This is a genomic window from Actinomyces sp. Marseille-P3109 (assembly GCF_900323545.1).
Lineage (GTDB): Bacteria > Actinomycetota > Actinomycetes > Actinomycetales > Actinomycetaceae > Actinomyces.
The window spans coordinates 2,611,828-2,635,979 of record NZ_OOHN01000008.1 but is presented as its reverse complement, the minus strand read 5'-3'; the positions used below and the strand labels follow the sequence as shown (position 1 = coordinate 2,635,979).

General features: G+C 68.9%; 15 protein-coding genes. 10 read left to right on the top strand and 5 right to left on the bottom strand.

The genetic code is table 11. The features are described from left to right. Positions 1–29: 29 nt before the first annotated feature. Positions 30–1,265, top strand: a complete 1,236-nt coding sequence (locus BQ8008_RS11385; RefSeq protein ID WP_108834089.1) for a Fic family protein — start codon at positions 30–32, stop codon at positions 1,263–1,265. A 37-nt stretch (positions 1,266–1,302) separates the two neighbouring features. Here BQ8008_RS11385 and BQ8008_RS11380 read toward each other — a convergent pair whose 3' ends face one another. Continuing rightward, the gene (locus tag BQ8008_RS11380) at positions 1,303–2,493 is read right to left on the bottom strand and encodes a phosphoglycerate dehydrogenase (RefSeq protein ID WP_108834088.1); all 1,191 of its coding nucleotides are present in this window, start codon (positions 2,491–2,493) and stop codon (positions 1,303–1,305) included. A gap of 77 nt (positions 2,494–2,570) precedes the next feature. After that, the gene (gene serC, locus BQ8008_RS11375; RefSeq protein WP_108834087.1) at positions 2,571–3,650 is read right to left on the bottom strand and encodes a 3-phosphoserine/phosphohydroxythreonine transaminase; all 1,080 of its coding nucleotides are present in this window, start codon (positions 3,648–3,650) and stop codon (positions 2,571–2,573) included. A gap of 346 nt (positions 3,651–3,996) precedes the next feature. Here serC and BQ8008_RS11370 point away from each other — a divergent pair, with 346 nt between their 5' ends. Beyond that, positions 3,997–5,574 (top strand): DUF4832 domain-containing protein, encoded by a 1,578-nt coding sequence (locus tag BQ8008_RS11370; protein WP_108834086.1) that lies wholly within the window; start codon positions 3,997–3,999, stop codon positions 5,572–5,574. 230 nt (positions 5,575–5,804) lie between these two features. On the opposite strand, the gene BQ8008_RS11365 is transcribed toward BQ8008_RS11370, so the two are convergent. From BQ8008_RS11365 to BQ8008_RS11355, 3 genes are all read right to left on the bottom strand, one after another. Beyond that, positions 5,805–7,313 carry a glycoside hydrolase family 36 protein gene (locus tag BQ8008_RS11365; RefSeq protein ID WP_108834085.1) on the bottom strand — a complete coding sequence of 503 codons (1,509 nt, stop codon included), beginning with the start codon at positions 7,311–7,313 and terminating at the stop codon, positions 5,805–5,807. A 136-nt stretch (positions 7,314–7,449) separates the two neighbouring features. Further along, complete coding sequence (locus BQ8008_RS11360; RefSeq protein ID WP_108834084.1) at positions 7,450–8,667, bottom strand: Gfo/Idh/MocA family protein; 1,218 nt, start codon at positions 8,665–8,667, stop codon at positions 7,450–7,452. Between the two features lie 78 nt (positions 8,668–8,745). Further along, complete coding sequence (locus tag BQ8008_RS11355) at positions 8,746–10,236, bottom strand: CCA tRNA nucleotidyltransferase (protein ID WP_108834083.1); 1,491 nt, start codon at positions 10,234–10,236, stop codon at positions 8,746–8,748. A gap of 174 nt (positions 10,237–10,410) precedes the next feature. On the opposite strand from BQ8008_RS11355, the gene BQ8008_RS11350 reads away from it, so the two are divergent. The 8 genes from BQ8008_RS11350 to BQ8008_RS11315 all read left to right on the top strand — a co-directional run bounded on the left by BQ8008_RS11350 (position 10,411) and on the right by BQ8008_RS11315 (position 23,488). Then, positions 10,411–10,920 (top strand): NUDIX hydrolase, encoded by a 510-nt coding sequence (locus BQ8008_RS11350; RefSeq protein WP_003788538.1) that lies wholly within the window; start codon positions 10,411–10,413, stop codon positions 10,918–10,920. After that, positions 10,917–13,520, top strand: a complete 2,604-nt coding sequence (locus BQ8008_RS11345; protein ID WP_108834082.1) for a DUF6049 family protein — start codon at positions 10,917–10,919, stop codon at positions 13,518–13,520. Before BQ8008_RS11350 ends, BQ8008_RS11345 begins: the two co-directional genes overlap by 4 nt. After that, positions 13,517–17,860: a murein biosynthesis integral membrane protein MurJ gene (locus tag BQ8008_RS11340; protein ID WP_108834081.1), complete on the top strand. Its 4,344-nt coding sequence runs from the start codon at positions 13,517–13,519 to the stop codon at positions 17,858–17,860. Before BQ8008_RS11345 ends, BQ8008_RS11340 begins: the two co-directional genes overlap by 4 nt. A gap of 86 nt (positions 17,861–17,946) precedes the next feature. Next, positions 17,947–18,873 (top strand): thioredoxin-disulfide reductase, encoded by a 927-nt coding sequence (trxB, locus tag BQ8008_RS11335; RefSeq protein WP_108834080.1) that lies wholly within the window; start codon positions 17,947–17,949, stop codon positions 18,871–18,873. 100 nt (positions 18,874–18,973) lie between these two features. Next, positions 18,974–19,300, top strand: a complete 327-nt coding sequence (trxA, locus tag BQ8008_RS11330) for a thioredoxin (RefSeq protein ID WP_108834079.1) — start codon at positions 18,974–18,976, stop codon at positions 19,298–19,300. Positions 19,301–19,544: 244 nt separating this feature from the next. Then, a complete protein-coding gene (gene thrC, locus BQ8008_RS11325; RefSeq protein WP_108834078.1) occupies positions 19,545–20,984 on the top strand; it encodes a threonine synthase in 1,440 nt (479 codons plus the stop codon). A gap of 234 nt (positions 20,985–21,218) precedes the next feature. Continuing rightward, a complete protein-coding gene (locus BQ8008_RS11320; RefSeq protein WP_108834077.1) occupies positions 21,219–22,532 on the top strand; it encodes an aminotransferase-like domain-containing protein in 1,314 nt (437 codons plus the stop codon). An 8-nt stretch (positions 22,533–22,540) separates the two neighbouring features. Continuing rightward, positions 22,541–23,488, top strand: a complete 948-nt coding sequence (locus tag BQ8008_RS11315) for a D-alanine--D-alanine ligase family protein (protein ID WP_108834076.1) — start codon at positions 22,541–22,543, stop codon at positions 23,486–23,488. Positions 23,489–24,152: the final 664 nt, after the last annotated feature.

Below are 24,152 nucleotides of genomic sequence, written 5' to 3'. Positions count from 1 at the left end.
TGTCATCAGATTGTCAGGAGGTGTCAGATATGAACCAGGAGCCCGCAGCCGCCAGCTCGGGCGGCATCGCCTCGTGGCCGCGCGTGACCTGGGAGACCCTGCCCTGGCGCCCCCGCGACGGCGCCATCCTCAGCGCTCGTCAACGTTCTCGCCTGCCGGCCACCTACGACGCAGCCGTGGCGCCGCCCATCGCTGAGGCCGTCGTCACCCTTCCGACGGCGGTCATGGCCCGTGAGGCAGCCGCGGTGGCCGCCGTGGCGCGCTTCGACGCGACCGCGGCCTCCGCTCTCCTTCCCTTCACCGCGTTGCTCCTGCGCAGTGAGTCGAGCGCGTCCTCACGCATTGAGCGGCTGACGTCGTCGGCCCGGCGCATCGTGGAGGAGGAGGCCTTCGGCGAGGACCGCAGCAGCGGCAACGCCGCCCTCATCGTGGCCAACACCCGGGCGATGGAGACGGCCGCCGGGGCACCCTGGCCGCTGGACCTCAGCTCGCTGCTGTCGATGCACCGGGTTCTGCTGGAGAGCTCGGACTCGACGATCGCGGGCAGGCTCCGACAGGAACCGGTGTGGATCGGCGGCTCGGACCTGTCCCCGGCAGGTGCCCTGTTCATCCCTCCTCACCATGAGGGGGTGCCGGCGGCACTGGAGGACCTGCTCGCCTTCATGCGGCGCCCGGATCTGCCGCCGCTGACCAAGGCGGCGCTGGCGCACGCCCAGCTGGAGACGATCCATCCCTTCGCGGACGGCAACGGCCGCACCGGGCGGGCTCTCGTGCACGTCCTGCTGGCGGGGGAAGGGCTGTCCCGCACCGCGCCGCTGCCGCTGTCGGCGATCCTGCTGACAAACGTGGAGACCTATTTCCAGGCCTTGGACGAGTACCGGTCAGGATCTCCACTGGCCGTGGTGGAACTGTTCATCGAGGCGGCGCGGCGCGCGGCGGAGCTCGGGTCCTGGGCGGGCCGGGAGCTCGACGACATGCACACGCAGATGCAGGAACGCGTGTCCTCGCGTGCCGGGACCCCCGACCGGGATCTCGTGCGTCTGCTGGTCTCCCAGCCGGTGATGGACGTTCGTGGGGCGGCCGCCGCACTGGGGGTGTCGGAGCAGGCGGCGCGGCGCGCGTTGGAGCGCCTGGAGGCCGCCGACGTCGTTCGGGGCTACCAGGTCTCCAGGGGCCGTCGCGCATGGAGGGCTCAGGACGTCCTGGACCTCATGGACGAGGTGGCCGCGGGGATCGGACGCCGGCAGGCGCCCGCAGACGTGTGAGGGGACGGGCGTTGAAGAATGAGGAGGCGGACGGCGCTCAGATGCCGCGGGCGGACAGGACGCCGTCGATCGCGCGCAGCTCATCGAGGATCTGGGAGTCGATCTCGCCCTCGATGTCGACCAGCGTCACCGCCAGCTCGCCGCGCGACTTGTTGAGCAGGTTGGCGATGTTCTGCCCGTGCTGGGCCACGATCGTGGAGACCTGGCCGACCATGTTGGGCACGTTGCGGTTGACGATGACGAAGCGGTGCGTGCCCTCCTGTCGCGCCATGACGGCCTCGGGGAAGTTGACCGAGTTGTGCACCTGGCCGTCCTCGAGGAAGCCGCGCAGGGAGTCAGCGGCCATGATGGCGCAGTTGCGCTCGGCCTCCTTGGTGGAGGCACCCAGGTGGGGCAGGGAGATGCACTTGGGGTGCTTATGGACCTGCGTGGAGGGGAAGTCGCACACGTAGCCGCGCAGCGTGCCCTCGTCGAGGGCGGCCACGACGGCGTCGGTGTCGACGATCTCGGCGCGCGCGAAGTTGAGCAGCACCGCGGTCTCCTTCATGAGGGCCAGGCGCTGGGTGCTCACCAGTCCGCGGGTGGCGGGGATGAGGGGCACGTGGACGGTGAGGATGTCGGCGCGGCGGAAGACCTCCTCCATGGAGTCGGCCCGCTCGACCTCGGCGCTCATGTGCCAGGCGTGCTCCACCGAGATGCCCGGGTCGAAGCCGACGACGTTGAGCCCCAGCCCCAGGGCGGCGTTGGCCACCTGCACGCCGATGGCCCCCAGCCCGACGACGCCGAGCGTGCGGCCGGGCAGCTCGAAGCCGACGAACTGCTTCTTGCCGGCCTCGACGGCCTTGGCGATCTCGGCGTTGTCGCCCTCGAGGGTGTGGGCGAAGCGGGCCGCCGGGATGAGATTGCGCGAGGCGATGAACAGGCCAGCCAGGACCAGCTCCTTGACGGCGTTGGCATTGGCTCCGGGGGTGTTGAACACGGGCACGCCGCGCTCGGTGAGTGCGTCCACCGGGATGTTGTTCGTGCCGGCACCGGCGCGGGCCACCGCCAGGACCGAGTCCTCGATGGGGGTGTCGTGGAGCTTGGCCGAGCGCACCAGGAGGGCGTCGGGGTCCTCCACGGAGCCGCCGACCTCGTAGAGCTCGTCGGGCAGGCGGGACAGGCCGGCCCCGGAGATGGCGTTGAGGGTGCGGATACGGAACTTGTGGTCAGCGGTGCTGGTGGTCACGGAAGTACTTTCTTCAGGGCGGTCTGGAAGGAAGGAGCCGGCTGCGGCTCGAGGGACAGAGGGAGCCGGAGGGGAGCTCAGGCCCGAGCGGCGAAGTCGGTCATGTAGTCGATGAGGGCGCGCACGCCCTCGATCGGCATGGCGTTGTAGATGGAGGCGCGCATGCCGCCCACGGAGCGGTGGCCCTTGAGGTTGGTCAGGCCCGCGGCCTGGGCGCCGGCCAGGAAGTCGGCGTCGAGGGCGGGGTCGGCCAGGGTGAAGGGCACGTTCATCCAGGAGCGCGAGCGCTTCTCGACCGGGTTGGCGTAGAAGTCGGAGGAGTCGATGGCGCCGTAGAGGAGCTCGGCCTTGGCGCGGTTGCGCTCGGCCATCGCCTCCAGGCCGCCGCCGTCCTCGATCCAGTGGCCGATGAGTCCCAGCAGGTAGATGGCGAAGGTGGGGGGCGTGTTGAGCATGGAGTCGGCGTCGGCCATCTTCTGATAGTCCAGGACGGTGGGAGTCACCCGGCGGGCCCGCCCCAGCAGGTCCTCGCGCACGATGACGACGGCCAGCCCCGAGGGGCCCATGTTCTTCTGGGCGCCGGCGTAGATGAGGCCGTAGCGGCTCACGTCGATGGGCCGCGAGAGGATCGTGGAGGAGAAGTCGGCCACGAGCGGGACGTCGCCGGCGTCGGGCACGTAGTCGAACTCGACGCCGCCGATGGTCTCGTTGGGCGTGTAGTGCAGGTAGCGGGCGGCCTCGGGGACGGCGAAGGAGCCGGGCTCGGGCGTGGTCGTGTAGGAGGAGGCGGCCTCATCGGCGGGCACGACGACGTCGAGCTCGTAGGCGCCGGCCTGCTTGATGGCCTTGGCGGACCACTGGCCGGTGTTGAGGTAGGCGACCGTGTCACCGGGGGCGGTCAGGTTGAGGGGGATGCCGGCGAACTGGGCGCTGGCCCCGCCCTGGAGGAAGAGGACGCGGTAGTTCTCGGGGACGGACAGCAGTCGGCGCAGCGTGGCCTCGGCATCGGCCGCGCAGGCCACGAAGTCGGCTCCGCGGTGGGAGACCTCCAGGACGGACATCCCCGATCCGCCCCAGCTGGTGAGCTCGGAGGCGGCCTGCTCGAGGACCGGCAGGGGAAGCTGGGCGGGACCGGCGGAGAAATTGAAGACGCGCACGGAGTCATCATTGCCGCTTATGCGCGCAGCGGCAATCTCGTCCCACCTGGCGACGACGACGCCCCGCGCCCTCAACCCATCCCCTCGGTCCCTCGCGAGCACTGGGCGCCCTCCACGGCCGACACCCAGTCGTGACGCTCAGCGACATGACTGTGACGTACGACCGTTGAAAAGCGGAGTAATCTGGATCTCACCAACCCCACGCAGGTTGATGACACCCAGCGCCGTGCGAAGAAGCACAGCGCTTCATGCCTGTCAACTCTGCACGTTGTCAGCGATAGCACAGAGACGTCGACCGACTGACCGGTAGGGTTGCCTTCACCCTCACGCCTACCTAAAAGTTCTCATGATCACATCACAGAACGACGACAACCGCTCGTCAGCCTCCGAAGCTCCCATCTTCGGAGCCACGCAGGAAGCGCCCTCCAACGGCGGAGGCACAGATCGTCCCCGCACACCGAGCCGTCAGGCACTGAGCCGTCAGATGCTCAACCGGCTCCGCAAGGGCCGCAAACCGCGCCTCGGCGTCATCATCATGGCGCTCGTCGCCGTCGTGTCCCTGTCGACCGGGTTCCGGGCCTGCAACTGCAGCCGGGCCTGGACCGAGGTCTCGGCGGGAACCACACCCGAGTCCAACCCGCTCAAGGGCATGATGCCCTTCGCGCCGTCGGACGCCTCCCACTCGCCCGGCCTGCCCGAGTCGGCCCCGCCCTACACGATGGAGTGGCTGACGCTGCCGGTCAGCGACGTCGTCACCGGGCCCGGCTCCTACTCGTGGGACAGGCTCGAGGCGCACCTCAACGCCATCGCCTCACGCGGGCACCAGGCGGTGCTGCGCTTCTACGTCGACTACCCCGGGCGCCCCAGCGGCATGCCGGCCTACATGCTGAGCTCCCACGAGGTCCCGACCCACGAGTACACGGTCTACGGCAACGCGCCGGGCCAGTCGCTCGCACCCGACTACAACGACCCCGAGATGATGTCGATGCTCACCGGCTTCGTCTCCACCCTGGGCCAGCAGTACGACGGCGATGCGCGCCTGGCCTTCATCACCCACGGCCTTGTGGGCTTCTGGGGCGAGGGGCACACCTACCCGATGAACGGTAAGGTCTCCGGGGAGAACCCCTCCGGTGAGAACTGGATGCCCTCGACGGCCAACCAGAACACCCTCATCGACACCTGGGACAGCGCCTTCCAGGTGACGCCGACGATGGCCCGCTACCCGTCCGCGGAGACGGTCAAGTGCGGCGTCGGCTACCACGACGACTCCTTCGGCTACGAAACCACGGGGACCGCCAACTGGCACTTCCTGCCGCAGCTGAAGAACGCGAAGGCGGACCAGGCCTGGCAGCAGTACCCGATCGGCGGCGAGGTCTACCCGGGGATCCAGGAGTGCTCGGTGCGCAACCCGGGCAGCTGCATGTCCTCGGGCTCCAACGGCGCAACGGTGGACATCGACGCCTCCATCAAGGCCACGCACGCCAGCTGGCTGGTGGACAACTGGGCCTTCACGACGACGCTGAGCGGCACTGAGCGAGAGCGCGCCGTGCAGGCCTCCGCCGAGACCGGCTACGACCTGTCGGTGGCGCGCTGGCGCATGCGCCACGGCAAGGTCGAGGTGCAGATCGCCAACAACGGGGTGGCCCCCTTCTACTACAACTGGAGCGTGGAGACGGTGGCCATCAACACCTCGACCGGAACGGAGGTCGGGCGCACGACGCTCAGCGGTGACCTGCGCAAGATCGAGGTCGGTAAGACCCAGACCTTCTCCGGGCAGCTGCCGGAGGACCCAGCCGGTGAGAACACGATCCTGGTGCGCGTGGTCAACCCGCTGGAGTCGGGCCAGCCGCTGCGCTTCTCCAGTGCCGGCCAGGACCAGACGCTCCCCGGCTACCTCACCCTGGGCCGCACACCCACCAAGTAGGGCGGGCCGGCCTTTCTGGCGACGGTTCCGACGACCGTTCCGACGACGCAGTCCCCGGTGCACGCATCGGGGACTGCGATTCGCTTCGGGGACGTACTTCTCCCACAGACGACTGCAGACGGACCGCAGCGGTCTGCGGGAGAACGCAGTCCTCACGGAAAAAGTACGTTCTCGATCGGACCCGGCTGACCCCGGCCGACTCCTAGCCCCGACGCCGTCTCAGCCCCGCCTCACAGCGGGTAGGCCGACGCCGTTCCCTCGATGGCCTCGGTGAGGTCGATCTCGCGCTCACCCAGGCTGAAGCGGTAGCGCCCCAGGATCTCCAGGGGCTCGTCCTCGGCGGAAAGGTAGGCGCGCACGGCCTCCTTCTCCTCGTCGTCGAGCCAGGTCATCTGGTCCGACAGGCACCGGTAGCGGCTGGCCTCGGCCACGTCGCGCAGCCACTGCATCTGGGTGTCGTCCAGGAGGTTGCGGCGGTGACGGAAGAAGACGACGTCGGGGTCGACCCCGATGACCCGCCCCAGCCAGAGCCGGTTGATGCCGGCGTGCAGGGCGTTGTAGGCCTTGGCGTCGGATAAGTCGTCGGAGGCGTAGTTCTCCCACATGGGGGCCACGTCCGGCCCCACCCGCACCGCGTCGAGCAGCCCGAGCGAGGGCATGATGAGGGCCCCGGACCCCAGGAGGAAGGTCTCGTCACCGGCGGTGTCGCGCACAAGGCGCAGCCCGGTGCGGTAGGCCTCCTCGCGGTCGATCTGCCGGTGGCGGTATCCGGGAATGGCGGCGGCGTTGATGAAGTCGAGCTTGAGGTAGCTGAAGCCCCACCGGTGGACGATCTTGGCGATGAGCTTGCGCACGTAGGTCTGGGCGGTGGGGTGGGTCGTGTCCAGCGCGTAGTAGTCGGCGCCCCAGTTGGAGCCGGCCACGGCCAGTCCGCCGTCGGCGTTGTGGACGAACATCTCCGGGTAGTCGCGCACCGCCCGGGAGCCGGGCAGGGCGATGAAGGGCGCCACCCACAGGCCCGGCTGCATGCCGGCCTCGCGGATCCGGGCGGCGGCGGCCTCCATGCCGTCGCCGAAGCTCTCGCCGGCCTCCCAGTCGCCGACCGCGACCTCCCAGCCGTCGTCGATCTGGAGGGTCTTGAAGCCCAGCTCGGCGACCTGCGGGATCTCGCGCTCAAGGGCCTCCTGCGAGATGCCCTCGTAGTAGGAGTACCAGGAGCACCACACGCTCTGCGGCTCAACGGGCCGGCTGCCCAGGCTCTCGCCGAGCTCGCGCGCGTAGCGGGCCATGACGGCGGTGGCCGGACCGGGCAGGATCACCCAGCGCGCCGGATCGCCGGACTCGGTGAAGGCCTCCAGGACCGCGGTGTCGGCACGCACCCGCGGCGTGCGCCCGTCCAGGCAGCCCACGAGCAGCGCCCCGGCGGAGTCCTCCAGGACCGCCATCCAGGCCGAGTGGTGGCGGACCGGGTCGTCCCAGGGGTCGTCGTCGGCGGTCCGACGGCGCTGCTGGCCCGCGATGCGCATCGGCGCCTCGCTCAGACGGCGCCATCCCGACGGCGACCAGGAGTTCTGGCCGGTGCGGTAGAACTCGCCGTCGCGCATGTCGTGCAGGAGGGTCAGGTGCGAGGCCTCCACGTAGACCGCGCCGGTGGCGCCGCCGGCCCCGTGCTGGGTGGACACCGTGCCGTCGCAGGCCAGGGCGATGCTGCGCCCGGTCAAGGTGATGTGGTGAATCATGCGCTCTCCTCGAATCCTGCCTAATCCTGCCTGCGAGCGAGGTCCCCGCGAAACCCCGGCCCCGCCCGGCTCGCACTGTACGTGATGGCGCCGCCCTATCGACGTCTTCTTCATAGGCGACGCGGCTCCGTGCAGTTTATGAAGAAAACGTCGGTGAGTGCGGATTCTGCTGGCCCCGGTGGAAGTAGGCCGCAAGATCCGCGTCGAGCTCGGGCACGTCGTAGGGCATGGACCCCGAGCGAAGGGACCGGGTGGCCAGCACGCCCGCCGCGACCGCCTCGCGCGCGGAGACCGGGGAGGCGTCGGTGAGGCCGCCGGCGCGCACGAAGCGCAGGAACTCGTTGATGGCGAGCTGGTCGGCGCTGTCGTGCCCGGTGCCCTCCTCGGCGATGACGTACTCCTCGGTGGCGCGCTCGGCGTAGTGCTCCGTGCGCTCGGTCCACACCTTGACGACGTCGCCGGCGCCGTCGCCGAGGTTCTCGGCCCGACCGCGGGTGCCGATGACCGTGTAGCTGCGCCAGTAGTCAGGGGTGAAGTGGCACTGCTGGTAGGAGGCCATGACCCCGTTGCGCATGGTCATCATGAGCATGGAGTGGTCCTCGACGTCGATGACCGGGTTCAGCTCGTTGACCTCGTCGGCCGGCCAGTGGTCGAGGCTGAACCAGTCCTGCATGACGGTGCCGGCGCTCCCGCCCGCGGCTCGGCGCTCGGCCTCGCCGTAGACCATGAGCCCGCCCATACCGACGACGCGGGCCGGGTCGGAGCCGGCCAGCCAGCTCATGACGTCGATGTCGTGAGCGGCCTTCTGCAGCAGCAGGCCGGTGACGTGGCGGCGCTCGGCGTGCCAGTCTCGGAAGTAGTAGTCGCCGCCGTTGCCCACGAAGTGACGGCACCAGATGGCCTTGAGCGCCCCGATCCGCCCGGAGTCGATGACTGACTTCAGCAGTCGCACCACCTCCATGTGGCGCATGTTGTGACCCACGTAGAGGCGGGTGCCGGTACGCCGGGCCGTGGTCAGGATGCGGTCGGCGCCCTCGATGGTGATGGCCAGGGGCTTCTCCAGGTAGACCGGGACGCCGGCCTCGAGGAAGAAGCAGGCCAGCTCCTCGTGCGTGTCATCGGGGGTGGTCAGGACGACGGCGTCGAGCCCGCACTCCAGCAGGTCGCGGTGGTCGGCCACCACCGCGATCCCCTCGGGCAGGAGGCGCTCGGCGCGCGCGGCGGCGTCGGGCGCGGTGTCGGCCGCGGCGACGAGCCGGGCCGGCACCGGTGAGGAGTCCGCGAGCGCCGCCAGGTAGCAGCGGGCTCCGATGCCGACAACACCGACCCGCAGCTCACGTGATGATTCAAGCATCTTCTCCGGTCTCATCTGGGTCGGCCCGGCCTCGCGGTCTCGTCCTGCCTGTGCGCCGGCGTCATCGGTTCACCGCCTTCAGCTCTTCTGACGGGCCGCCCACCAGGAGCGCAGTGCCTGACGGGCCAGGTCCTCGCCGATCGGTCCCTTCTCCATGCGCAGGTCCATGAGGAAACGGTATGCCTCACCGACGACCGGACCGGGGGGCACGCCGAGCTCGGCCATGATCTGGCCGCCGTCGAGGTCCGGGCGGATAGCGGCCAGCTCCTCGGCGGCGCGCAGGGCCTCGATGCGCTCCTCGAGGTCGTCGTAGGCGCGGTCCAGCATGGCCGCCTTGCGACGGTTGCGGGTGGTGACGTCGGCCCGGGTGAGCCGGTGGAGGCGCTCCAGGAGGGGACCGGCATCGGTGGCGTAGCGGCGCACGGCCGAGTCCGACCAGGCGGCGTCGGCGTACCCGTGGAAGCGCAGGTGGAGCTCGACCAGGCGCGAGACGTCCTTGATGGTCTGCTTGTCGAAGCGCAGCGCCCGCAGGCGCTTGGCCGTCATCCGGGCGCCGACGTGGTCGTGGCCGTGGAAGGTGACGGTGCCGTCGGGAAGGAAGCGACGGGTGGCGGGCTTGCCGATATCGTGGAGGATCGCGGCCAGGCGCAGGACCAGGTCGGGGCCGGGGACGGGGCCGTCGGGGCCGGTCTCCAGGTCGATGGCCTGGTCCAGGACGGTCAGGGTGTGCTCGTAGACGTCCTTGTGGCGCTTGTGCTCGTCAATGGTCTCGCGCAGGGCGCTCAGCTCGGGCAGGATCACGTCGGCCACGCCGGCGTGGACCAGCAGCTCCAGTCCGCGCCGGGGCCAGGGGCTGATGAGCAGTCGCTCGAGCTCGGCGCGCACGCGCTCGGCGGAGACGATCTCCAGGCGGGAGGCCATCTCCTCCATGGCGGTCATGACGTCCATCTCGACGTCGAAGCCGAGCTGAGCGGCGAAGCGGGCGGCCCGCATGATGCGCAGGGGGTCGTCGTCGAAGGACTGCTCGGCGCTGACGGGGGTGCGCAGGACCCCGGCGGCCAGGTCCGCCAGGCCGCCGCAGGGGTCGACGAGCTCGAGGTCGGGCAGGCGCAGCGCCATGGCGTTGACGGTGAAGTCACGGCGGGTGAGGTCCCCGGCGAGGGTGTCGCCGTAGGTGACCTGGGGCTTGCGCGAGCCGACCTCGTAGGCCTCGGTGCGGTAGGTGGTGACCTCCACGATGGTGGAGCCCTTGCGCGCGCCGATGGTGCCGAAGGCCCGGCCCACATCCCAGGTGGTCTCGCCCCAGGCGGCCAGGATCTCCTCGGTCTGCTCGGGGCGCGCCGAGGTGGTCAGGTCCAGGTCGTGGGGGGCGACCCCGAGGAAGGCGTCTCGCACGGGTCCGCCGACGAGGGCGATCTCATGACCGGCGCGCGCGAAGGCGTGCCCCAGGGCGGCCAGGGCGGGGGGCAGCCCTTCGAGGGCCGCGCGGGCCCGTGGCGTCAGGCCGCGGTCGTCAGCGGAGGCGTCCATGAGATCGGTGGGATCGACGGAATCGGGGTGCGCAGTCATCGGCCCAAGCCTGCCATGAACCGTGACGACGGCGCTGTCGCGCACCGTGCCGCAGGTACCGTCGTGAGGACCGTCTCCCACATGTCACACAGGCCGCCTACGGGCGGCGCGGTTGTGTGCGACGACGTACTCGGCCAGAGGCATCCGGCGGCCTCGACGCCCTAGAGTGTCCCTATGCCCTCGCCACGCACTCGCACGCCCCGCGCCGGAAACCCGGCTCATCGGGCGAGTGCACGCGCTCTGCCGATCGTCAACGAGACCAGTGCCGGCGGCCTGGTCGTTGACGTCCAGAACGGTCAGGCCTTCACGGCGGTCATTGCGCGGCGCAACCGCGGCGGCCGCCTGGAGTGGTGCCTGCCCAAGGGCCATTTGGAGGGAGCCGAGACCCCCGAGCAGGCGGCGGTTCGCGAGATCATGGAGGAGACCGGCATCACCGGCCGTGTTCTTCGGCACCTGGCGACGATCGACTACTGGTTCGCCGGTCACGAGCACCGCGTCCACAAGGTGGTGCACCACTTCCTGCTGGAGGCGGTCAGCGGGACCCTGACCACGGAGAACGACCCGGACCACGAGGCCGAGGACGTCGAGTGGGTGGCTCTGGACGATGTCTCCCACCGCCTGGCCTACCCCAATGAGCGCCGTATCGTGGCCGCGGCCTGGGACATCCTGGTGGGGGATGGATGACCGGCGCCACCGATCTGTGCGCGAAGGTGGTCACCACGCTGGGCTCCGGGCTGCGGAGGAGTGCGATGGTGACCATCGTCGCCCTGCTGGGCGTGGTGAGCCTGCTGGCGTTGCCACTGACCACCCCACCGGCGGCTCAGGCGAGCCCGATCTCCGGCGTCGTCATGGCCTCCGGCGGGATCCCGGGCGGGATCTCAACCGAGATCGCACCGGTCGCCCCGGCGAAGCCGTCCGCACCGCCGACGCCGTCGTCCTCATCATCGGCCTCGGCGACGAGGACGAGCCCGTCCACCCAGAACCCGGGTCAGGGTGCCGAGGGCTCGGTGGCGCCGCACACCGAGGGTGCCGCCAACCAGGTGACGATGAGTATCGACGCGCTGACCCCCGAGGTGCTTCACAGCGATCAGGACCTGACCCTGACCGGCACCATCACCAACGGGACCGGCCAGGTCCTGACCGGGGTGGACCTGGCCGCCCGGGTCCAGCGGTCCACGGAGGTCACGAGCCACAGTCTCAGGAAGTGGCTGGCCGGCACTGACGAGTCCGGTTTGTCCGACCCGTTCACGGTCCCGCTGGGACGCGACCTCCAGCCGGGCGAGGTCACCCAGTTCTCCGTCACGATCCCGGCCGACCAGCTGCCGCTGACCGGTGACGACCAGTGGGGACCGCGCGGCATCGCCGTGAGCCTGCAGTCCCAGGACTCGCCCCTGGCCCAGGATCGCAGCGTCCTCGTGTGGGACAGCGGCGCCTCCGTCGCGCCGGTGCGCCTGACCACCTTCATCCCGGTGACCGCCTCCGCGCAGGAGGCGGCGGTCCTGGCCGGTCCGCGCACCCAGGAGCGCGCAGAGACCCTCACCCGCATCCACAGCCGGGTGCTGGGGCTGCTGAGCTTGGCCGGTGACGGCACTGTGGTGGCCGTGGACCCGGCGCTGGTCGAGGCCCTGGGCGTGACGTCCGCCAGCCTGGAGGAGGCGGCCCGCAACGGCGGCTCCCAGCCCTCGACTCCGGACGCGGCCCCTCAGGCGCCTCAGGGTGCTGAGTCGTCCACGTCGGCATCGCCCACTGCGTCTGCGTCAGCCCCCTCGGCCTCCGCCGACCCGTCGTCATCGACGTCGTCCTCAGCCTCCTCGCCGTCCTCCGGCTCATCGGGCTCATCGGCCTCGTCGTCTCCGTCGGCGAGCGCAACCGCGTCGTCGAGCAGCAAGACCCCCGACGACGTCACCCAGCTCTCCGCCGCCGTCATGCGGGCCATCGGCAACGGCGGTCTGGTGGCCCTGCCGTGGGGCGACTCGGATACCGCCGCGCTGGCGCACCTGCAGCAGACGGGTCTCATCGAGACCGCCGCGCAGCGCACCCGGGAGTCGGCCATCGCCAAGGCGGGGGCGCCGACGTCGCTGTCCTGGCTGGCCTCCAGCGTCATGGACTCCACCACGGCCCAGGCGCTGCCGCAGTCGGCATCCACCGTCATCGCCTCGCCCACCTCCTTGCCGTTGGCCGAGGAGCTCACCTACACCCCCTCCGGCCTCGGCGCGCTCGACAACCGTGCGGTCCTGCTTCCCGAGCAGTCCCTGTCGGAGTCCCTGGCCGGCACGGACTCCGAGGCAGACGCCTCATCCCAGAGCCAGCAGGCGACCCCACCCAGCCAGACCGGCCAGACCGCACAGACCACTCAGGCCGCAGAGCTCGACACCCGCCAGCTGCTGCGCGGCAACAGCGCGATCCTCACCCGCCAGTCCCCGGCCCTGGGACGCGACATCGTCGTGGCGCTGCCCCGCCAGGAGGCCTCCACCACGGATCCCTCCGCCCTGCAGGAGCGCCTGGCCGCCCTGCGCTCCACCTCCTGGACCCAGCCCCAGAACCTGGGCGTCCTGCAGGAGCGCGCTCAGGCGGAGGTCGAGGCCGTCGATGAGGGGACCTCGGGGATCGAGCGCTCCGAGCCGCCGGACAAGGTGACCGACGACGATGAGCTGCCCACCGCGACCCTCGCCGCTGCCGCGGGCACGGCCGGTACGCTCCAGTCGATCTCATCGGTGCTCTCCGACCCGGCTGCACTGCTGGGTGACTACACGGACCTGGAGACCGTCGTCTCCTCCGCCTCATGGCGGGCCGACCCCGAGGCCCGCAGCGCCCAGGTGCCGGCCGCCGAGGCCGCCGGGAGCGCAGTGACCTCCTCGCTGGCCGCGGTGCCGTCGTCGACCATCAACCTCATCAGCTCTGAGGCGCAGCTACCGGTGCGGATCACCTCGTCCCTGGACCAGGACGTCACCGTCCAGGTCTACCTGGTCTCGGACAACAAGCGCCTCCAGGTCCCGCGCACCACCACCGTGACTGTGCCGGCCCACCATCAGGCCACGGTCACGGTGCCGATCCAGGCCGTCGGCTCCGGTGACGTGGGCCTGACGGTGCAGGTGCTCGCCGCGGACGGCACCACCGTGGGCACGCCCACCACCGTTCACATGCGGGTCCGCGCGGACTGGGAGAGCAGGGGAACCGGCGTGATCGTCGCGGTCCTGGTCTCCATCGTGGTGATCGGTACTGTGAGAACTGTACGACGAGGCCGCCGCACCGCGGTGACCCCGGCTGCACAGGAGACGGCATGAGCATGATCAAGCACGCACGAGCCCGGCGCTCCTCCTCCCAGGGGCGCAGCCAGGCGTCGCTGGCACGCTCCTCGGCCATCATGGCCTCGGGGACGCTGGTCTCCCGCGTCCTGGGCATGGTGCGCAACGCCCTCATCGTCATGGCGCTGGGCGCCACGGGTTCGGGAGCCGCGGACGCCTTCAACACGGCCAACAACCTGCCCACCTACCTGTACAACATGATGATCGGCGGCATCCTCAACGCCATTCTGGTGCCGCAGATCGTCCAGGCGCTCCGACGGCGCAACGGTGAGGAGGTCGTCAACCGGCTCCTGACCGCCGCGGCCACGCTCATGCTGACGGTCACCTGCATCGCGACCGCGGCCGCGCCTCTCATCTTCACCCTCAACGCCAACTCCCTGGCTCAGGGGCAGTGGCGCTCACTGTCCTTCGCCTTCGCGATCTGGTTCATGCCGCAGGTCTTCTTCTACGGCCTGTACGCCCTGTGGGGGCAGGTGCTCAACGCGCGCTCGAGCTTCGGGCCCTACATGTGGTCCCCGGTGCTCAACAACATCATCTCGATCGCCTCGATCCTGTTCTACCTCCATGTCTACGGCCGCTACACCGCCGGGCAGAGTCCCGACATCTGGGGCGACGGCTGGGGCACGTTCATCTCGTCCAGGACCATGCTCCTGGGAGCGATGACAACCCTCGGCATTGCGGCGCAGGCCATCATTCTCTACATCCCCCTGGTGCGCTCCGGCTTCAGACCTCGCATCATCTTCGGGGTGCGGGGCCTGGGGCTGGGCAAGACCGTCAAGGTCGCCCTGTGGGCGCTGGCGGGCGTCGGCGTCGCCAGCCTGAGCAACTGGATCACCTCCAACCTGGGGTCCTACGCGGTCACGGCCTCCGAGCAGCCCCAGTACGCCGATGTCATCGTGCCCTCGACGACCATGTGGCTCAACGCCTACCTGGTGTACATGCTGCCCCAGTCCCTGGTGGTCACCTCCATCATCACAGCCCTGTTCACCCGCATGAGCGAGAAGGCCGCGGCCGGTGACAGCGCCGGCGTGCGCGAGGACCTCTCCCTGGGGCTGCGCTCGGCGGGCGTCTTCACTGTCCTGGCAACGGCCGGCATCTGCGTCCTGGCCGTCCCGGCCCTCCAGCTCTTCACGCCGTCGATCACCCTGCCCGAGGCCCAGGCCAGCGCCCCCATGCTCATCGCCCTGGCGCTGGGCATCGTCCCGCAGGGCATCTGGTTCGGGACCCAGCGGGTCATGCTGGCCTACTCCGACACCAAGCGGCTGCTGCTGGCCGACGTCGTCGTCGGCGTCATCCCGGTGGTCCTGTGCGTCATGGCCTACTTCGTGGCCCCGGCCAACCACTGGATGACCTGGGCCGGCGCAGCCAACACGATCAGCCAGATCGGGGGCTGCGTGGCGGTCATCCCCATGATGCGCTCCCACCTGCCCAGCCTCGACGGCCGCAAGATCATCACCACCCACCTGCGTCTGGTCGTGGCGGTCGCGCCGGCGGTCATCGCCGGGATCGTCCTCAACCTGGTCATGGGCAACATCGACGGCGACTCCTCCCTGGCCAAGATGCTGGCGGCCTTCGGGCACATCGTCATCGTGGCTGCCGTCATGTCGATCATCTACCTGCTCATGGGTCGCGTCGTGGGGATCGAGGAGATCGCCGTCGCCTTCCGGCCCTTCTCGCGGATCCTGTCCACGGTCGGTCGTCGGCTGCCCGGTGCGCCCGGACGGGTGGTGCTGGCGATCGCGACCTGGTTGTCCCCGCCGGCACCCACGACGCAGGCCACCGCGCAGATGCCCGCCGTCGCCCCGGCGCCAGCACCGGCACCGCCGCCTCCGCCGGCGACGCAGTCCGTTTCCGACCCGTCGGGTTTTTCGACGGGCCCGGACGTGCATAGTGCTGTTGGCTACACCAATGGCGCCACCCACGCCCCTGCACCCGTGGCGTCGTCGAGCTCGCAGGTGCGAACTCACCCCTGGGGCCAACCGGGTCAAATGGGTCAGACTCCCGCCTACGGCTCGTCGCCACAGGCCCCTGCCGGCTACACCCGGGACGGTCAGCCGGTCTACCCGCTCGCACCCCCGCCACCGGCGCCTTCGCAGGCAGCGGCTCCACCGCCGCCCACGAGCGCCGACTACGCGGCCGACGCCTCCCGCCGCTCCCAGGTCCCCGGGCGCTTCCCGCCCAACACTCCCGGGAGTATCCCGCCCTCACTACCCGCCAGCATCCCGCCTTCCCGCGAGCCCGCAAGGCCGCCTTCCGTCCAGTCGTCCTACAGCCCGGCCCACACGAGCCACATCACCCCAGTTCGGAGCCCCCAGACAGTTACGATGGGGTCAACTGGTTCAGATGGACAACCATCTCAAGGAAGGAGACGCATGTCGGAGGCGACGCCTATCGGCAGTGGTCGCTACGGGCTCCTGGGAACACTGTCCACCACGCTGCCGCGCATCATCAGGCACCGTGGCGTTGACACGATCCTGGATAGAGACGTCACGATCCTGGTTCTCACCGACGCGACGCTTCACCGTGACAACGTCCTGGAGTCGGCCAGCCGGGCCGTCCTGGTCGAGGACCAGCGCCTCCAGCAGGTCTACGACGTTGAGCGCGCCGAGCCCTCCGTCATCATCACCGAACCACTGAGCGGACGCACCTTCTCCTCCCTGGTCTCCCGGGGTATGCCCCCGGCGCAGGTGCGCGCCATCATCGGAGAGACCGCGCAGGCGCTCGACGCCGGTGCCCGCAGGGGCCTGCACCACCTCAACCTGTCTCCCGAGTCCATCCGGGTTCTTCCCGACGGCATGGTCAAGGTCAGTGGCCTGGGGATCGAGGCCGCCGCCTTGGACCTGGAGAGCCGGGTGGCCAGCCATGACCCGTCGGCCGCCGACCGCGCCGACGCCCGTGCCCTGGTGGAGATCCTCTACTACGGCCTGACCGGCCGGTGGCCGGGCAAGCGTCCGGGAATTCCCTCCGCGCCACGACTGGGCGGGGTCCCGGTCAAGCCCTCCACGCTGGTGCCGCGGATCGACCCGATCCTGGACGAGCTGTGCGAACGCACCTGGAGCAGCCAGCCGCCCATCTCAGCGGCGGAGGTGGCGCGCTCGCTGGGTACCTGGGATCCGGTGGTCGGCTACCACGAGTCGGGCACGACGCCGGACCATGCCGTCCAGCGTCCGTCGTCGGCCACGGGCGGGGCCGGTGCCGCGAATGCCGGTGCCACCGCGGCCGTCAGTGCCGCGGGAGCCGGTGTCGCCAGCGCGGCTCGTGGGGTCCTGGACCGGCTGCGGCGCAGTGGTGTCGGCAAGGGGGCTACGGTCGCCCCGTCAGCCGGTTCGTCAGCGCCCGCTCAGCCCGGTCCGCAGCCGCCGTCCGCACCCGCCGGTACTGATGCCGCTCACGCACCGACCGCCGCCATCGAGAACTCGCCGGTCGCCGAGGAGGCAGCGGCCGCGCCTCCCGCATCGCCGGTCGAGTCGCAGCAGCCCGGTTCGCCGACCGTGCAGGAGCAGCCGGTCGATCACACCTACGTGCAGGTCACCGGGCCGGCGAACCCGATCCCGAACGTCCTTTCCACCGCCTCGGAGACGGTCCCTGGGCCCGCACCGGTTCCCGCCGAGCCCTTCACCGGCAGCTTCCCGGCCTTCGAGGACGGCGATGAGGAGGAGATCGATCCCGACGTGGCTCGCCGGGAGCAGCGGACCACCAACGGAATCCTGGTCACGCTCGTCCTCATCGTCCTGGTCTCGCTGGTGGCGGCCAGCTACATCGTCTACCAGACGATCGGTATCCCCTTCGCGGACAAGGACCGCGCAGCTGCGGACACCGTTCCCTCGGCCAGTGCCCAGGACGCCGGCAACGGGGGCGGGCAGCAGCCGGCTCCCACCACCAAGGCTCCTGCGGCCACGCCCGAGATCGCCGGTGTCACGGTCACCAACAACCCCAGTGCCCTGGCCCCTGACAACGCCAGGCTCCTCACAGATGGAGACACGGCGCGTGCCTGGACCTCTCACTACACCAGCAGCCCCGATCTGACGCAGCCGATCGACATCGAGATCAAGCTCAAGAGTTCCGCCAAGGTCTCACAGATCGAGCTTCAGGGCACCAATGAGGGAGGGCATGTCGAGGTTCGTGCCACGGACATCAACAACCCCGGCGGCGGCACGCTGCTCGCCGAGGGGGCCTTTGCCTCGGGAACCACGACCTTCGACATTCAGAAGCCTCAGGAGTCCAGCACGATCGTTCTGCGGGTGACTCAGCTTCCCAAGAACAATGTGGCCGGTGAGCTCGCCTACAAGGCTGCTGCGACGGAGATCACCCTCAAATAAGAGTCTCCCTGGGAACAGCTCATATTGATTACTAGTTGCACTAGGCGGTCGCTCACCGTGACCACCGCCCGTTCGTCAGGAGAGTCATGATTCACGACGTCGTCATTGTCGGCTCCGGCCCCGCCGGCTACACGGCCGCCATCTATGCGGCCCGCGCCCAGCTCAAACCGGTCGTCCTGGCCGGTTCGGTGACTGCGGGCGGCGCCCTGATGAACACGACCGAGGTGGAGAACTACCCCGGCTTCATCGAGGGGATCATGGGCCCCGAGCTGATGACCCGGATGCAGGAGCAGGCCGAGCGCTTCGGTGCGGAGATCCGCTACGAGGACGTCACCGCCCTCGAGCTGGAGGGCGACGTCAAGCGCATCACCACCCCCGACGGCGTCTACGAGGCCCGCAGCGTCATCATCTCCACCGGCTCGGAGTACCGGCACCTGGGCATCGACGGGGAGGAGCGCCTCTCCGGGCACGGTGTGTCCTACTGCGCCACCTGCGACGGGTTCTTCTTCAAGGACCAGGACATCGTGGTCGTCGGCGGCGGCGACTCCGCCATGGAGGAGGCCACCTTCCTCACTCGTTTCGCCCGCTCCGTCACGGTGTTCCACCGCCGCGACGAGCTGCGCGCCTCGGCCTTCATGGCCAAGCGCGCCCAGGAGGACCCGAAGATCTCCTTCGCCTGGAACTCTCGCGTCGTCGAGCTCCACGGCGAGGACTCGCTGACCGGCGTGACCCTGGAGGACACCGTCACCGGCGAGCGCCGCCGGCTCGAGGCCACCGGCCTGTTCGTCGCCATCGGCCAGATTCCGCGCAGCGAGCTCGTCTCCGACGTCCTCGAACTCGACGAGGCCGGCTACATCAAGGTCGAGGTTCCCTCGCAGCGCACCCGCGTTCCCGGGGTCTTCGCCTGCGGTGACGTCGCCGACCCCACCTATCAGCAGGCGATCACGGCCGCCGGCTCCGGCTGCCGCGCCGCCCTGGACGCCGAGCACTACCTGACCACCCTGCAGGCCTGACCGGGCCGCTCAGTTCAGCGAAAGGCAGGCCCCGACGTCGTCGGAGGACCTGCGCTGCGCTATCCCGACTCACCCATCCACAACGTTCGAGGAGAAAACCATGTCCGAGGCACTCGATGTCACCGACGCCACCTTCGAGGCTGAGGTCCTCAAGTCCGAGGTCCCCGTCGTCATCGACTTTTGGGCCGCGTGGTGCGGCCCCTGCCGCCAGATGGCGCCGATCGTAGACGAGGTCGCCGCCGACTTCGGTGACAAGGTCAAGTTCGTCAAGGTGGATGTGGACGCCAACCCGGCCACGGCCCGCTCCTACGGCGTGCGCTCCATCCCGACCTTCGCGGTGGTGCGCGACGGCGAGGTCTTCCACCAGTTCAGCGGCTCGCGCCCCAAGGCCTCCTTCAAGGCCGAGGTGGAGAAGGTCCTGGCCTGATACCGGGCTGCCACCAGCCTTGACCATCAGCCGCGACGCCGGCTTCGTTCGCCACCTTTCACCAGGTGATGAATGAGGCCGGCGTCGCGGTGTCCGTCGTCCATGCGCATGACGTGGGACCACGAGTTGTCTGATGACCTCCCCTGCCTGGTTGACCGCGTCTGTCCCCCTCGGCCGCAGCCCCGTAGAATCGCTCCGGAATCGCAGTGGCATCCCGACATGCGACACGGCAAGAAGGCAGCACATGCAGCACACCCAGTACATCTCCACCCGCGGCCAGATGGCGCCGGCCGGGTTCACGGACGTTCTTCTGGCGGGCCTGGCGCCCGACGGCGGTCTGGCGGTCCCGGACCGGCTGCCGTCGCTCACACCGGCACAGATCGAGGCATGGAGGCCCCTGGGCTACGCCGAGCTGGCCACCGAGGTCATCGGGCTCTTCGCCACCGACATCCCACGTGAGGACCTGGCCGCACTGACCCGGACCGCCTACGGTGAGTCCCGGTTCCCGCAGCCGGTCGTCCCGGTGACCGGGCTCGACGACGTCGCAAACGGCCTGGTCCTCGTGGGCCTGTCCGAGGGGCCGACGATGGCCTTCAAGGACCTGGCCATGCAATTCCTGGGGCAGGCGATTCCCTATGTGCTGGCCAAGCAGGGCAAGGTCCTCAATATCCTGGGGGCCACCTCCGGCGACACGGGCTCAGCGGCCGAGCACGCCTTCCGGGGGCAGGAGGGCGTCAGCGTCTTCATGCTCTCACCGGCCGGTCGCATGAGCCCGGTGCAGCGGGCCCAGATGTACGCCCTCCAGGACGCCAACATCCACAACATCGCGGTGCGCGGAGTCTTCGACGACTGCCAGGCGCTGGTCAAGGCCCTGAGCAATGATGCGGCCTTCAAGGCGACCCACCACCTGGGCGCCGTCAACTCCATCAACATCGGGCGGATCGCCGCGCAGGCCGTCTACTACGTCTGGTCCTGGCTGCGAGTGACCGACGCGGTGGAGGAGGGGGCTCGCGCAGGCTACCGCGTCGACGTGTGCGTGCCCTCGGGCAACTTCGGCAACATCTACGCGGGGTTCCTGGCCCGGTCCATGGGGGTGCCGATCCGGCGACTCATCCTGGCCACCAACGAGAACAACGTCCTCGAGGAGTTCTTCACCACCGGCGTCTACCGACCCCGCTCGGCGGAGGACACGCTGGCCACCTCCAGCCCGTCCATGGACATCTCGAAGGCCTCGAACCTGGAGCGCTTCATCTGGGCCCTGCTGGGGCCGGAGGCCTTCACGCAGCGCTGGGCCGAGCTGGAGACCACCGGCACCCTCGACCTGCGCGACCAGCTCGTGCGCCTGGGTGAGGAATTCGGCTTCGTCGCAGGAACGTCGTCGCACGCCGATCGGCTGGAGGCCATCCGTACCGTCAAGGAGCGCTCAGGCCGGCTCATCGACCCGCATACGGCCGACGGCGTCACGGTGGCTCTGCGCACCATGGAGCCGGGTTTCCCCACCCTGGTCATGGAGACCGCCAAGGCCGCGAAGTTCCCGCAGACCGTCGCCGAGGCGCTAGGGACGCAGCCCGAGACGCCCGACGTCGTCGTCGATCTGCTCGCTCAGCCGCAGAAGGTGGAGACGATCGACAATGAGGAGGCGCCCTTGCGCGCTCTCATCGAGGAGCGGGCTCTGACCTCCTGAACAGGATCGAGTCCTGCGGGGTCCTCCGGGACACCGTTCCTCACCGCGCCGCGCATCACGGAGACGATGCGCGGCGCGGTCTCGTCTGCCGCCTCCCACGGTGGTCCGCCCAGGTTCCGTGTTTCACGTGAAACACCGCGGATTTCTCCTGGCCTGGCCCTGTCCTGCTCACCGTCGTGGCGTGGCAGACTTGGGTCCACGGACGCGGCCACAGCGATCAAGGAAGGACCGCAGGTGAGTGAGGACAACAATCAGGTGAAGGGGAACCGACTCGATCCATGGCTGGATAACTATGCCGCGCGAGCTCATGGTCTGCGCGCCTCGGAGACGCGATCGCTGTTCGCCGTCGCCTCACGTCCGGAGGTCGTGTCACTGGCCGGCGGAATGCCGAATCTCAAGGATCTGCCGCTGGAGCGACTGGCCGACGCCACGGCGACGATGATCCGCAAGGACGGCGGCAGGGCGCTGCAGTACGGAAACGGCCAGGGGCTGCCACGACTGAGGGAGCAGATCACCGAGGTCATGGCCTTGGAGGGCATTGAGGCCGATCCGGAGGATGTCGTCGTGACCACCGGGTCCCAGCAAGCCGTCGATATCATCACCGAGCTCTTCGTCGATCCCGGCGACGTCATCCTGGCTGAGGCCCCCACCTACGTTGGCTCGCTGTCGATCTTCGCGACCTACCAGGCCGATGTGCAGCAGGTGCCCATTGACGCCGACGGCGTCATCCCCGAGGCCCTGGAGGAGATGATCGTCCGCCTCGAGCGCGAGGGGCGTCGCATCAAGTTCTTCTACTGCCTGCCCAATTTCCACAACCCCGCCGGGGTGACGCTGACCGAGGAGCGCCGCCCGCAGGTCATCGATATCTGCCGACGCCACCACATCCTCATCGTGGAGGACAATCCCTACGGACTGCTGGGCTTCGAGGGACAGACCTACACGGCGCTCAAGACTCTCGCGCCCGACGACGTCGTCTACCTCGGTTCCTTCTCCAAGATCTTCGCGCCCGGCTACCGCGTGGGCTGGGCGGTGGCGCCCCCTGCGGTGAGGGAGAAGATGAAGCTGGCCTCGGAGGCAGCGATTCTGTGCCCGTCCTCGGTGGGCCAGTACTCGATCTGCATGTACCTGGACCAGTTCGACTGGAAGCAGCAGATCGTGGACTTCCGAGCCATGTACCGCGGGCGTCGCGACGCCATGGTGGCAGCGCTGGAGGAGTTCCTACCGATGTGCCTGTGGAACGTCCCCGATGGCGGTTTCTACGTGTGGGTGAGACTCCCCGAGGGCCTCGACGCGAAGGACATGCTGCCGCGGGCGGTGACCAACCTGGTCGCTTACGTCTCGGGGACGGCCTTCTACGCCGGCGGCCGGGCAGGGCAGGACCATCTGCGACTGTCCTTCTGCTACCCCGAGCCCGTCGAGATCCGCGAGGGCGTACGCCGACTGTCCGGCGTCATCTCTCGCGATCTCGAGCTGCTGAACCTGTTCGGTCCTACTCATAGCTCCCGTCCGTCCGAAGGCGTCCACGCGCCCGCTCCCGACCAGATCTGAGGTTGACGATGAACCAGTCTCCACTCCGTATCGCCGTCCTTGCCGGCGGATTGAGCCACGAGCGCGACATCTCGCTGCGCTCCGGCCACCGCGTCGCCCAGGTCCTCAAGCACCTCGGGCACACCGTCCTGGTCCTGGACATCGACGCACGCACTATCGGTTCGCTCAAGACCTTCGGGCCCGATATCGTGTGGCCGCTGGTCCACGGTGGTCCCGGAGAGGACGGGGGCCTGCAGAACATGCTCATCGCACTGGGGCTGCCTTATGTGGGCACCCACTCCGACGGCTGCCAGCGGGCATCCTTTAAACCGACCGCCAAGGCGAGCGTCCGCACCGGAGGAGTGATTACTCCTGACTCGTTGACTCTTCCACATTCCTACTTCAGTCAGTTGGGGGCGCAGGAGGTCCTGGCAGTCGTCGCCGGCCACCTGGGCCTTCCGGTGGTCGTCAAGCCCCATCAGGGGGGCTCCGGACTCGGTGTGTCCTATGCGTCGACTGCGGATGAACTGCGGTCTGCCATGGTGGCCTGCTTCGCCTATGACGAGCGGGCTCTCATTGAGCGTTACGTTCCCGGAACCGAGCTGGCTGTGTCAGTCGTTGACACGGGAGAGGGACCACGTGCACTGCCTCCGGTCGAAGTCGTCACCGACGGTCAGTACGACTTCGATGCGCGATACAACCCAGGACGCTCGGAGTACTTCGTTCCCGCGCGATTGGACAGCTCCGTGATCGACATGGTCAAGAACACCGCCGTCACCGTGCACAAGATCCTCGGACTCGGGAACCTCTCTCGAACCGACCTCATTCTTGACGACGAGGGAACACCCTGGTTCATCGACGTCAATGTCATTCCCGGAATGACGGAGACCTCCTTACTGCCGATCGCTGCAAAAGCAGAAGGAGATCTGGAGCGGCTCTACGACGCACTGGCACGAAATCCGCTCGTGCACCCGTAGCTCCTGGTTTCACGTGAAACGGTGGCTCCACTCTGATCGAGTGGAGCCACCGTCGTTTTTGGATACGTCTCAAGATGATTCAGGGAGTAGCCTCCACTAACCACTGGCGCATGACAGTCGAACTCTCCACGCCTGACTGCGCGGAGCAGGACTCGACCCGTGGGCAGGATCCAACGACGTTCAGGGAACGTGTACGCGACGGTACGACGACGGATCTCTGCATGTTTCACGTGAAACCGGGCTGCATGCTCCTCACGTGGATCTGACGAACGTCCCCGGAAGCTCTTCCCCAGGGGAGCGCATATCAAGAAGGACCGGGCGATCGGGGCGCCCCCGCCCGGCGGCACGTTAGATGGATGTGGACCAATGGCGCCAACACGCTCCCTTGTTTCACGTGAAACGCGGAAATCTGCTGCGATCTCCTATGCCGGCTTCCTCCAGTAAGGTCCTTTCGATGTGTCATCGGAGCGTTGGACGTCCTCGCAGGCGCGTGGTTCGGTGCGCCGCGTTCAATCCTTCCGGTGTCTTCGACTATGAGATGGAGTTCTTTTCAGCGAGCGATTGATTCGCGAAGCAGGCGCATGATGTTCCACGTGAAACACCTACCTTGCCGGAATCACGGGCGCGCAGTACCGCGATCTGCTCTCACGGCTACTCACGTCCC